The 11855-nt window shown below is 51.3% G+C and carries 12 protein-coding genes and 1 pseudogene; 6 read left to right on the forward strand and 7 right to left on the reverse strand.

What is annotated here, in order from left to right; translation table 11 throughout:
* Nucleotides 1-167 precede the first annotated feature (167 nt).
* Nucleotides 168-1493, forward strand: coding sequence for a mechanosensitive ion channel domain-containing protein (locus QZ280_RS00845; protein ID WP_293440222.1), 1326 nt, complete (start codon nt 168-170; stop codon nt 1491-1493).
* Nucleotides 1490-2680 (forward strand): TIGR03862 family flavoprotein, encoded by a 1191-nt coding sequence (locus tag QZ280_RS00850; RefSeq protein WP_293440224.1) that lies wholly within the window; start codon nt 1490-1492, stop codon nt 2678-2680. Before QZ280_RS00845 ends, QZ280_RS00850 begins: the two co-directional genes overlap by 4 nt.
* On the opposite strand, the gene QZ280_RS00855 is transcribed toward QZ280_RS00850, so the two are convergent.
* Genes QZ280_RS00855 through leuS form a run of 4 tightly spaced genes read right to left on the reverse strand, consistent with a single transcriptional unit; the run spans nt 2664 to nt 7338 of the window.
* A complete protein-coding gene (locus tag QZ280_RS00855) occupies nt 2664-3251 on the reverse strand; it encodes a glutathione S-transferase family protein (protein ID WP_293440225.1) in 588 nt (195 codons plus the stop codon). The two genes, QZ280_RS00850 and QZ280_RS00855, sit on opposite strands and share 17 nt — an antisense overlap.
* Before the next feature lie 19 nt (nt 3252-3270).
* Nucleotides 3271-4296, reverse strand: coding sequence for a DNA polymerase III subunit delta (holA, locus tag QZ280_RS00860; protein WP_293440226.1), 1026 nt, complete (start codon nt 4294-4296; stop codon nt 3271-3273).
* Nucleotides 4293-4745 (reverse strand): LPS assembly lipoprotein LptE, encoded by a 453-nt coding sequence (gene lptE, locus QZ280_RS00865; RefSeq protein WP_293440228.1) that lies wholly within the window; start codon nt 4743-4745, stop codon nt 4293-4295. Before lptE ends, holA begins: the two co-directional genes overlap by 4 nt.
* Before the next feature lie 31 nt (nt 4746-4776).
* Nucleotides 4777-7338, reverse strand: coding sequence for a leucine--tRNA ligase (gene leuS / locus QZ280_RS00870; protein WP_293440230.1), 2562 nt, complete (start codon nt 7336-7338; stop codon nt 4777-4779).
* 406 nt (nt 7339-7744) lie between these two features.
* On the opposite strand from leuS, the pseudogene QZ280_RS00875 reads away from it, so the two are divergent.
* Both QZ280_RS00875 and QZ280_RS00880 read left to right on the forward strand, forming a co-directional pair.
* Nucleotides 7745-8217: pseudogene (locus QZ280_RS00875) on the forward strand (hypothetical protein).
* A gap of 33 nt (nt 8218-8250) precedes the next feature.
* Entirely contained in the window at nt 8251-8598 is a 348-nt protein-coding gene (locus tag QZ280_RS00880) for a glycosyltransferase (protein WP_293440232.1), read from the forward strand.
* 15 nt (nt 8599-8613) lie between these two features.
* On the opposite strand, the gene QZ280_RS00885 is transcribed toward QZ280_RS00880, so the two are convergent.
* Complete coding sequence (locus tag QZ280_RS00885; RefSeq protein WP_293440234.1) at nt 8614-9093, reverse strand: DUF3576 domain-containing protein; 480 nt, start codon at nt 9091-9093, stop codon at nt 8614-8616.
* A 283-nt stretch (nt 9094-9376) separates the two neighbouring features.
* Here QZ280_RS00885 and QZ280_RS00890 point away from each other — a divergent pair, with 283 nt between their 5' ends.
* On the forward strand, nt 9377-10207 hold the full coding sequence (locus QZ280_RS00890; RefSeq protein WP_293440236.1) for a porin: 831 nt from the start codon (nt 9377-9379) through the stop codon (nt 10205-10207).
* Nucleotides 10208-10529: 322 nt separating this feature from the next.
* Here the strand turns inward: QZ280_RS00890 and QZ280_RS00895 are convergent, their stop codons facing one another.
* Nucleotides 10530-10838, reverse strand: coding sequence for a tyrosine-type recombinase/integrase (locus tag QZ280_RS00895; RefSeq protein WP_293440238.1), 309 nt, complete (start codon nt 10836-10838; stop codon nt 10530-10532).
* Between the two features lie 36 nt (nt 10839-10874).
* Nucleotides 10875-11066 carry a hypothetical protein gene (locus QZ280_RS00900; RefSeq protein WP_293440240.1) on the reverse strand — a complete coding sequence of 64 codons (192 nt, stop codon included), beginning with the start codon at nt 11064-11066 and terminating at the stop codon, nt 10875-10877.
* Between the two features lie 95 nt (nt 11067-11161).
* Between QZ280_RS00900 and QZ280_RS00905 the strand changes: the two genes are divergently transcribed.
* Complete coding sequence (locus tag QZ280_RS00905) at nt 11162-11818, forward strand: YggS family pyridoxal phosphate-dependent enzyme (protein WP_293440242.1); 657 nt, start codon at nt 11162-11164, stop codon at nt 11816-11818.
* Nucleotides 11819-11855 lie beyond the last annotated feature (37 nt).

The raw sequence follows: 11855 nt of genomic DNA on the forward strand, positions 1-11855 counted from the left end.
TAAGACGTGGGAGAGTAGGTCACCGCCAATCCCAGTAATCCAAATCTCTATGTACCGATGAACCTCCGTAACCTGCCACCCAATATAATTTCTGTAAAAAAGGTTTCTTATGGAAATCTTGGTTCGATCATGTCAGATACTTAGCATGTCAAGTTGTGGACACAGTCATGGACCTTAGACAGCAACTTGAAATCATCCAGAAAGCAATACAATACGCCACGCAAGGTTGTGAGCTCGCTAAAAGCTGGCTTTTAAGCCCGGCTGCGTGGTCACAATTCGCTATTCTAATTGCAGCGTATCTTTTGGCGGTTTTTCTAACACGAAAACTACGGCCCTTTGCGGCACGATTGCTAACTCCTCAGGCCGAACAGCAAAACATCTTCGCTAAGGCACGACGCTTTGTATTGATATTCACTCCGCTGTTTTTGCCACTTCTCGCTTATGGTCTGACAGGGCTGGGCGAGAGCGTGACACGCTCAATACTTGCAAGCGGCGAAGTCATCGCGTTCGGTAAGCGGGTCTTTCTATTCCTTGCAGCGTGCACCCTTGTAGATCGAATCACCAAGGACAGGCTTCTTAAGCTATTAGGCAAATTCGTTCTTGTTCCGATGGCTGCTTGCCATGCTGTTGGACTGCTGGAATTCGCGGCAAACTTGGACATGATGGTTTTTCCATTGGGCAACCTGTCGTTCGCACTACTCTTTTTGGTTAGATTTGCAGTCTTAGGTGGCATCATATTCTGGTTTGGACGTTGGTCCAACGATCAATCCTCGAGCTTTATAGCGAAGCAGGAAGAGATGCGCCCTGCTACGCGCGAGTTGGCATCTAAGACTGCCGAGATCGTAATCTTTTGTGCGGCTTTCCTTGTTCTTATGAATATCATGGGTATTTCACTTACATCGCTTGCAGTTCTAGGGGGGGCGATTGGTGTTGGTCTTGGCTTTGGCCTACAGAAAACCGCATCCAATTTCATTTCTGGTGTCATCTTGCTGCTGGAAGGACGGGCCACTATCGGGGACTACGTCGAACTTGATGGGGGCGAGGCTGGTACAATTGTTAAGATCACTGCACGCGTTGCGATTCTTGAGACATATGATGGTCGCTGGATTGTAGTTCCAAACGAGGATTTCATTACAACACGGGTTGTTTACCATTCAGATAGTGGATCAGCGAACCGTTATGAAGCTCCATTTTCTGCCAGTTATGATACCGATATCAATCTCGTTCCTGACATTGTGGAAAAGGCTGTCTCAAAACATCCCGAAGTATTGGCGGAGCCGTTCCGGCGGGATTGCGGACAACGCAGTTTTGGTCACAGTGGTGTAAATTTCGCGGTAGAATTCTGGGTAAATGGCATTGATCATCGGCTCCATAATTTTACTTCGGATGTGTTGTTCATTGTTTGGAATGCGCTGAAAGAGAATGGGATCGAAATTCCTTATCTGCAACGCATTGTCGAACTCAAAGGCGAAATTCGCACAAGGGCCACATGAAGACAGCTATTGTCATTGGCGGCGGACCTGCAGGTTTGATGGCGGCGGACGAATTATCTCGCGCAGGCGCAGAGGTGATTGTGATCGAGGGCAAACCGTCCTTGGGCCGAAAATTCCTTATGGCTGGCAAGTCCGGGTTGAATTTGACGATGGACGAGGTTTTGTCCGCTTTCACCTCTCGTTATGAGGACGCAGAGCCATGGTTGCGCCCGATGTTGGATGACTTTGGCCCCCAACAGGTGATGTCTTTCGCCAACAATCTTGGACAAGAGGTGTTTACCGGCTCTTCAGGTCGCGTGTTTCCGAAAGCGATGAAGGCCTCACCGTTTTTGCGGGCCTGGATTGAGAGGCTTGTACAACGGGGTGTTACGGTCCGAACCAAATGGCTTTGGTCAGGTTGGGATGGGGATGCACTGGTTTTTGGAACGCCAGAAGGGCACCAAGCACTTAAGACCGATGTAGCGGTGTTCGCATTAGGTGGCAGCAGCTGGTCACATCTTGGATCTGATGGGGCATGGGCGAAGGCCTTTACAGCTCAAGGCATAGATCTTAAGCAATTTGCTCCGTCAAACGCCGGTATAGCTGCTGAGTGGAGCGCGCATATGCAGCCCCATTTTGGCACCGCGCTAAAAGCTGTCGCATTCCGTTCCGGTCCATGTACGAGCCGTGGTGAGGCGGTCATCTCCCAGCAGGGTCTTGAAGGGGGGGGGATCTATTCTGTTTCGAATGGTGTGCGCGAAGGCCATGCGCTTTATGTTGATCTGAAACCTGATTGGACCCTTAACCGCGTCGCAGTGGCGCTTTCAAAACCGCGTGGCAAGTCGTCTTTCTCGAACCATTTGCGGCGTGCATTGAAATTACAAAAGCATGAACTCGCGTTGTTGAACGAATGGGCCTACCCTTTGCCGCAGGCCCCAAGCGAGTGTGCGAATGTAATCAAAAATCTAAAGCTGCATAACGCCAGGTTGCGCCCGATGGACGATGCAATCTCTACAAGTGGTGGCGTTTCTCGAGCTGCGCTTGATAAACATTTGATGCTCTTGAAAAAGGCCGGCACATTTTGTGCAGGCGAGATGCTAGATTGGGAGGCTCCAACTGGTGGCTATTTGCTTACCGCGTGTTTCGCGACTGGCCGCACCGCTGGACGCGGGGCGGCGCGTTATCTCGGGCTTACCCCAGCGCCCTAACGCGTTGAAATGCGGAGCGCGCGCGCATTTGTTTTGCATAGGCCTGCATTTTTTCACTCTCAAAGTCGAACTTGGCGCTGATCGACCAATTCAAGCAATGGGTTAGAATGATGTCGGCAATCGTAAAGGTTTCACCAGCGGCGAAAGGCGTCGTAATCCGCTCCGCAAGCCGATTGACGTTGCGATTAAATTCCCATTTCAGCGAGTCTTTCACCGCAGGTACACGGCGGTCTTCTGGCAGGATAAAGCTGTGACGTGCGCCCGCCCACAGAACTGCGTCAATTTCATCAATAATCGCGTGGACCATTGCATCTTGCTGACCACGTTCAACACTGCCAGCTGTCGCTAAAAGGACACCATGTTTGTCGGACAAATAGGTCATGATCGCAGTTGAATCGCTGATGGTCTGCCCATCCACGCGCAATGCAGGCACTTTTCCTGAAGGATACACAGCCGTCAGTGCAGAATCATGGGGCTTAACGGCAATCAATTCATAGGGTTCGCCCAGTTCTTCCAAGGCCCATAGCACACGAAAAGTGCGGCTCGCGATTGTTCCAAAAACTTCATACATGCATAGATTTCCTTACAGTTTATTTGCGCGCCATCATGGCGAGGCGAATGAGACAACGTTCCACAAGTGCCATCGCCGGGGCGTGTTGGCTGCCGCTTCTGAGTTTCAGATCCGTATCGACGATCAGGCTTAAAGCGGCCTCAAGATTATAGATTCCCCATGCTTGTGCTTGTCGCAGCATTCGATCACGGCGCGGACCAAAAACTGGTGGTCGTAGTTTACCGATGCCTTGCGCAGCACCACCCGGATCACTGGCAGCGGCGTAGAGCGTTTTGAAATGTCTGAGCGTTGCTATGCAGAGAGCGACAGGTTGCACACCTTGCGCTTGAAGCTTGCACATGATTGGCCCGATCTCTCCAGAGCGGGCTTCGGCCACGATGTTGATAACGTCATCGAGACCTGCCTCTGTCGAGGTGGGCGCGCAATTGGCGATGTCGTCGCTGGAGAGCGGTGTTGGATCATTTAGCTTGTAGAGTGCGAACTTTTCCAAAGTTTGTCGGAAATCACCGGGATCGAGGTCCTTTGATAAGGCTGTCAGATCATCCATGACATCGCGTTCAGGCATTGTGATTTTGGCACGCGTAAGCTCTGCCTCAATCTCTCCGCGAGAAGGGGGATCGTCGTAGATACCAATCGCAAAGGCATTCGAATGCCCCTCGAATAGTTTGCGCAGAGCAGAGCGTCCGTTCAGTTGCCCCGCGGTGACAACGATTTGCGCATCGCCATCGCGCCATTCCTCTAGCGCGGGTTCGATCACTTTGCTTAATCCGTCGCTCGCATCTTCAATAAAGGCAACACGTGGACCAGGAAAGAAGCTTTGCGCGGTCATCGCGTCGATCAAAGCCGCGGGGTCTTTGCGCAAGTCAGCCGCTGGAATACACGCAAGGCGCATTTCCTCTTTCCCCTTAGGGCCAATAAGCGCGGCAATAACTTGCTGGCGTTTCAGGGCAATCCGCATGGCATCGGGCCCGTAGATCAACAGTCCTGTTCTGCTCGCGTCCGGTTTGACGAAATAGCCAGATGCCTCGCGCGGGGACAGTTTCATGGTAGCAGTTTAGGATCAATAAGGTGTAAACGATCAACAAGCTGGTCTGCGAGGACATTCATCAAATGCTCTTCCGATGCGCGTTCTGCCGCAAGGGATGTTGCCGTGTTTCCAGTGACCGAATAGCCAACGAAGTTAGAGAAACTGCCGCTATCGATATTCGCCTTGGTTGCGGAATTTTTCAACGTATAGCGCAATGTGCCACGTCGATGGAGCCGCGTGGCGGCACCCGTCGCTGTGGTTCCAAGACCCGCTAGGCCGTGAGATACAATAACCGAAAGAGTCATTGGCGCGGGGTTTGCACGGCCTAATCGCGTCTCAAGTCGACGAGTCAAAAGATACGTGTCTTTCGCTTCGGGCGCAGTTATGAAGATCTGCCCTTCCAGTTTTGATCCCGCCCCGTCCGGTGCGTAGACTGGCATGAAGTTGCAAGCGCTAGTGAGAAGCATAGCGGGCCCAGCCAATAAAAAATGTCTTCTTTTAAAGTACGACATTCACGATCCGCCCTGGAACAACAATCACCTTTTTAGGCGACGCCCCGTCAAGTGATCTCAGCACAGCATCATCGCTGAGCGCGATTTTTTCAACCTCTTCTTTGGACATGTCGGTTGGCACAGTGATTTCTGCGCGGCGTTTACCGTTGATTTGAATCGGCATGGTCACACTGTTTTCCACCAACATCGCCTCATCAGCGACGGGCCATGGAGCATTAATAATCAGCCCTTCGCCGCCCTGAAGCATCCAGATATCTTCCGCGAGGTGCGGCGTCATGGGTGCCATGAGCTGAGCAAGCGTCATGATTGCTTGCTTTTGTGCGGATTGGCTTGCTTTCGATTTGCTCAGTGTTGCTGTGAAACCATAAAGCTTAGCGATAGCCGCGTTGAAACCGAAGCTTTCAACACCTAGCGTCACATCACGAATGGCTTTGTGCATTTCGCGCAAAAGGTTTTCGTCGCTCGCGCCACTGGCGTCTTTGTCCATATCGGCGATCTTCTCGCAGAGCGACCAAACGCGCCCCAAATGTTTGAACGATGCCTCCGCGCCAGAGGCGGTCCATTCGACGTCGCGCTCTGGCGGGGAGTCAGAGAGAACAAACCAACGCGCGGTATCAGCACCGAACGCGGAGATGATGTTCAAAGGATCAACAACGTTGTTCTTGGATTTCGACATCTTCGCAGATGGGATGATATCTACCTCAGAGCCGTCTTCCTTGAGAAACGCTTTGCCGTCTTTCAGATCGACTTGCTCGGGATAATAATAAACAGGACGTCCATTCTGTCCATCGCGTTTGTATATCGCGTGGGTCACCATTCCTTGTGTGAACAATGCATCGAACGGCTCAATCGCTTTTGCGGGCAGGTTGCCTGTGATCTTCATCGCGCGGGCGAAGAAGCGGGAGTAGAGCAGGTGGAGGATCGCATGCTCTATCCCGCCGATGTATTGATCGACGTTCATCCAGTAGTTTGCGTCTTCCAGATTAATGGGCGTTTCCGCATTGGGCGAGGTAAAGCGTGCGAAATACCATGAGCTGTCCACGAAAGTGTCCATAGTATCGGTTTCACGCTGCGCAGGGCTGCCGCAATTGGGGCAAGAGCAATTGCGCCATGTAGGGTGACGATCCAGCGGATTGCCGGGTGTGTCGAAGGTTACATCATAAGGCAGCTCGATCGGCAGGTTCTCTTTCTTTTCAGGAACCACGCCGCAATCAGAGCAATGCACAACAGGAATAGGGCAACCCCAATAGCGCTGACGCGACAGGCCCCAATCGCGCAGGCGGTATTTGGTGACGCCTTGGCCGATGCCGTTCTCTTCGCAAAATGCGATGGCGGCGTTGATCGCTTCATTGCCAGTCTGCCACTGCTCACCCGCGAACCCGCCGTTATAGAAAACCTTTTCTGTCTTCGCAGGAACGTAGGCTTTTTCCAAGTTGGGCGAAGCGTCCTCGGATGGCAAATATGTCGGCGTGATTGGCAGGGCGTATTTCGCAGCGAATTCAAAGTCGCGCTCGTCATGTGCAGGGCAGCCAAAGATCGCGCCCGTACCGTAATCCATCATGATAAAATTGGCGATGTAAACAGGCAGTTCCCAGCTTGTATCAAACGGATGGCGCACGCGCAGACCAGTGTCGAAACCCATTTTTTCCGCTGTTTCGATCTCTTCCGCGGTGGTGCCACCTTTGCGGCAATCCTCATTGAACGCCAGCATCTCGGCATTATCTATTTCAAGCTTTTTGGCGAGCGGATGGTCTGGTGAGATGCCAACGAAAGACGCACCATTCAGTGTGTCGGGGCGCGTCGTGTAAACCTCGATGCGGTCATGGCCGTCAGGCGCCTCAATCGTAGAAAAAGTAAACTGTAAACCACGCGATTTTCCGATCCAGTTTTCCTGCATCAGCTTCACTTTGGCCGGCCAATTGTCCAAACCGTCCAAAGCGGAAAGCAATTCCTCGGAGTGATCTGAGATCTTGAAGAACCATTGTGTTAGCTCGCGTCGCTCCACTAACGCGCCAGAGCGCCAACCGCGGCCCGCTTCTACCTGCTCGTTGGCTAGAACCGTCATGTCGACTGGATCCCAGTTCACCACTGCGTTCTTGCGATAAACCAAACCTTCGTCGAGGAAATCGAGGAACAGCGCTTGTTGCTGGCCGTAGTAATCGACATCGCAGGTCGCGAATTCGCGGGACCAGTCAATCGACAAGCCAAGCGGTTTCATTTGCTTGCGCATGTCTGCGATGTTGGAATAGGTCCAATCCTTAGGATGACCGCCAATCGCCATCGCGGCATTTTCCGCTGGCATACCGAATGCGTCCCAACCCATTGGATGCAAAACATTGTGGCCCGTGCTCATCTTATAGCGCGCGATCACATCGCCCATGGTGTAGTTGCGCACATGGCCCATGTGGATGCGGCCTGACGGGTAGGGAAACATCTCCAAAACGAAGTATTTTGGCTTGCTCTCATCACGTTCGGCTTTGAAGGTGTTGGCGGTATTCCAAGCCTCCTGCCATTTCGCTTCGATGGTGGTGGCGTCATAGCGTTGCATGAGCGTGATCCTTTTTGCGCGTGTTTGCGCCATAAAAACTGTTTCAAACCTGATATGCGATGGTCTTTAAAGCGTCCAGAGCCAAGACCTCCCAGAATTCGCCATTGGCGTGCCACATTGCTGTTTTTATAGTTACCAAAAAAAGAGCATGCCGTTTCACATGCAAATCCCTATTATCCAATAGAATTTTCCTGGTCAGTACAATCATTGGGCACTTGCTTTGGTTACGCAAGGGCATCAGGTGTTTTCACCAAAACCAAAGGTGGAGAAACGTACGGTCTGGAAGGGCCTGACCCTGTTCCCGTATCGGATCACGCGGTCATCCTCGAAAGATGTGCATCCTTGACTGTTGAATTTGGAAACAAAAGTTATTCGTGAAGAGGCCTGTTATCGCCAAGAATTGACTATGAAAAACAAGGGGTTAGAGCCGTATGTCATTCTTGGTCATCACGGCTGGGGCGAACCTATGTGCAGAAGGACGTGTGGCCGAATGCCAAATTGGGGCTCTACTGTAAGCTATATCATTTGGATTCGGGCGAGACAGTGAATTTTGACCCAGAGTTTTCGACCCCTGACTTGAGCGGCAATGCGCTTCGCTTGCGATTGCGTAATCTGAACAACGCGCTGCATTTTGATATTGGCGATACGGGGATAAGTTCGACGCAGTTTCAAGCAGCGACGTTTCCAGAGCCGTTTCGCGACAAAATTAGCGTGATTCATGATGGTATTGATACGGAAACGGTGAAGCCCAACGCCGATGCAGTCTTGAAAATCTCGGACGATCTAAGTGTGACGCGGGATGATGAGGTCAGCTATGGCTCACGTCCGCCAAGTGGGAAAACTTGGAAGCAGATCTACATGGATGAAGCGCGCGAGTAGATTTCTGACGAATATTGGGCGCGCGTGCATTTCATGGGGCGTGTGTCCTATGATGTGTTTTTGGCGATGACGCAGGTCAGCCGGTTGCACATGTATCTGACCTACCCGGTCGCTCTAAGCTGGTCGCTTTTGGAAGCGACGAGCATAGAATCAGCGATTCTCGCGTCTGATACAGCCCCAGGTCTGGAAGCGATTAAGCATGATGAGACTGGTTGGCTTACCGACTTCTTTGATGTGGGTGCGTTCGTTGAGAAAGCGAATGCGCTTTTGGAAGATAATGAGACGCGCGCGCGACTTAGGAAGGCAGCACGTGATTTTGTTTTGAAACCTTATGATCTAAAGACCCAAAGTCTGCCTAAGCAGCTTGATTGGGTCTCTTAATTGGCGGAGGCCTGATTACAGACGACCGTCTGCAATACGCAATTGGCGTGCGCGTGCAAGGATCGCGTCCTCAACGGCGCGGGCTGTGCCAACGCTGACAGGGCCGTTCCGTGTTTGCATGGCAACATTCAAAGACCGTGCTTCAAGTGCAGGGTCATTCACCAAGATTGTCGCACGATATGCTCGTCCGCCGCCTGGTGGGCGACCATAGCCCGTTGTAATGACGCCAGAGAATGGATCGACGGATTCAACAGGCAAGAAGTTGAGAACCTCTAAGGACGCGTTCCATAGGTATTTGTTCACTTGAACGTTGTTGTTCGCATCAGGTCGTTGAAGTACATCCCAGATCGAGCTGACATTCTGAGCGTCGTCAGCGTCGTTGGTATTTGCGGCACTTGCAGACGAGCTGTTGCCAGAACTGAGACCATTACATCCCGCAAGAGCGATGCATGCCGTTGCGATGAAAAGAAGTCGAGCGGAGCGAATGTGTGTCATTTTCCTGCCTGAGCCTTTGTTTCCTTTGTCCTAAACCCGTCGATAGGTCGGGGCAAGTGTTTTCGCTTATATAACACTGCCACGGACTTTGCGAATATTGTCACCAATCACAGCTTTTTGTTGGTGAGACCCACTGTGGCAAAGCTGCACCATTTCGCAGAGCTTTCTTGCGCCATGTTTTGGGAGGCTTGCAAAGTCACCACGAAAAGAGCGAAAAACCACATAGACCTAGTACGGATTCCCCGGAGCTAGGCACGAGAATAAAAACCCCGAGGGAAACAAAATGAAAAATGTTCTTTTCGCAACGACAGCTTTGATCGCAACAGCAGGCATCGCATCCGCTGACCTATCCGTAGGTGGCAACGCACACATGGGTGTTATATACAACGCTGGTGATGCGACAACTGATGCTACAACTGACGTTATCCACAGTGTTCGCATAACTTTTGGCGCTTCTGTTGAAACAGATGCAGGTGTTGCATTTGGCGCGTCTGCGCGTATCACAGAGAGTGGCAATGGCAACAACGGTCAGTTGGAGCACAACCAGGTTAACATGACCTCCGGTGGCTTCACGTTGCGTGTTGGTGCAACACACGGCGCGATGCGCAACACCGCACGTGTAACAACATACCTCGGTTTCAACCGTGGTGGTGTCGTTGGCAATGACAACTCAATTGTTGGTGTACAAAACGACGGTGGAGACAACGTCTTGGTCATGTACAAAACGGGCGATTTGACTGTTGCAGCATCTACCGATGTTGGCGGCCTTGAGCAAGAAGTCGGTGTGGGCTACACAATGAACGGCTTTAACTTGGGCCTAGGTGTAAACACAGCTGATGGTTGGATGTTTAAGGCTGGTTACAGCGGCGGCAACTATGCAGCCAACCTCGGTCTAAACAGCGACAATGACGCCGTACTCACGTTTTCTTACGATATCTCTGATGCAACGTCTCTTGCATTTGGTGCAGAGTTCAGCACTGACGGTGGTACAACCACTACAGATTACATAGGCGCTCAGGTGTCACATGATCTTGGTGGTGCATCGCTTGTTGGTACAATTGGTCAGAACAATGACGTAACAGTTGCTGGTCTCGGTGTATCCTTCTCTTTCTAATCCAATTTGGATATGAAGTAAGGGAAAGAGCGGGCTTTGGTCCGCTCTTTTCACGTTTTGGGTATGACTGTGTGTAAGAGCGTTACTAACTCTCCAACTACAGCGGCGTACTCAACTACAACACGGTGATAGGTGCGCTCTGGTTTGTTGCCATATGATGGTTATTGTTGGGGCTGGATGTGTTGCTTATCTCAACTCAGTTACAGAGCACTTGCTTGAGTCTGAGCGCAAAGGATTACGTTTGGCATTGATACAATGCGCGAACAATTGATAGCTTGATATTTACCCTGTGTAGATCGTAACCACGTTGCGCTCGTAGATGCTAATCCAGTGACAGTGATGTGCTAATCACTGCAGAGCTGTTAACTATATAAGCTTCTACTGCCTTTGCGAGCTGTGCGTCGTTGACATCAATATGGCGCTGCGTGGTGCTAATGTGCTGATGACCTGCAAATGCAGCTAACAAGCGAACATTGATTCCTGTGTTGGCAAACTTGGTGATGAAGGTTCTGCGTCCACTGTGGCTGCTGGCACCTTTGAGTTCAAAGTCAGAGTATATGTTCAGAAACAGCAGGCATATGGTATTGGCTGAGAAGCTGCTCCGCTGCTGTGTGAGAAACAAGGGGTGCATCAGCTGCGCGATCCGCTACACATGCGTGATACTATGTTAGCACACACTTGGCTTGTTGTTCACATATATGGCCCTGGTGTTGCAGCCTTTGGCCTGTGTGCCTGTGATGTTGAACTGACTGCGCACTGCACCTGCAGTATCATACACATCACCAACCGTTAGTGCTGCTATCTCCATGACACGTAGTCCTGCAAGAAAGCTCATGTGTATGCTGGTCTGATCACGCATTTTGTGTTTGCGTGAGCTGCAGAATGCAATCACTTGTCCGTCCTTTTCTTTTTGAGTGATGCGTATTACCTCAGGTTTGAAACAGAGGATCGTATATGTCTTTGCGAGAAATTAAAAAAAAATTTGCGAAAGCGGAAAACGATGCAGGCCGCAGTGCAGGTAGCGCGCAGCTCATAGCTGTGTCCAAAGTCCAGCCCAACGAACGTGTTCACGCGGTTCTAAAGCAAGGTCACCGCGTGTTCGGTGAAAACCGTGTGCAAGAAGCCGCTGGCAAATGGCCCGCGTTTAAAGAAGAGTTCAGCGATGTTTCAGTGCATCTAATCGGACCTTTGCAAACCAACAAGGCCCGCCAAGCGATGGAATTGTTTGATGCAATTCACACAGTCGATCGTGCGAAGCTTGCCAAGACCATAGCGCGTTTGGCGCAGGAATTGGGCCGTTGTCCGGAGCTTTTTGTGCAAGTAAACACCGGTGAAGAGGAGCAAAAGGCAGGCGTTTCTCCGCAGGAAGCTGACGGTTTTATCGAAGAATGCCGCTCATTTGATTTGCCTGTTCAAGGTTTGATGTGCATCCCACCTGCGGATGAGGAGCCGTCATTGCATTTTGCGCTGCTTGCGAAAATAGCCGCACGCAATGGGGTTGTGGGTCTTTCGATGGGCATGAGCGGTGACTTTGAGCGTGCGATTGCGCTGGGTGCGACGCATGTTCGTGTTGGATCAGCTATCTTTGGTGATCGCGCTTATGAGCTTTGAGGGCTGTCCGATGAGTGCCTCATCGGATCTAGGCGAG

The sequence above is a fragment of the Planktotalea sp. genome, assembly GCF_018607995.1.
Taxonomy (GTDB): domain Bacteria; phylum Pseudomonadota; class Alphaproteobacteria; order Rhodobacterales; family Rhodobacteraceae; genus Planktotalea.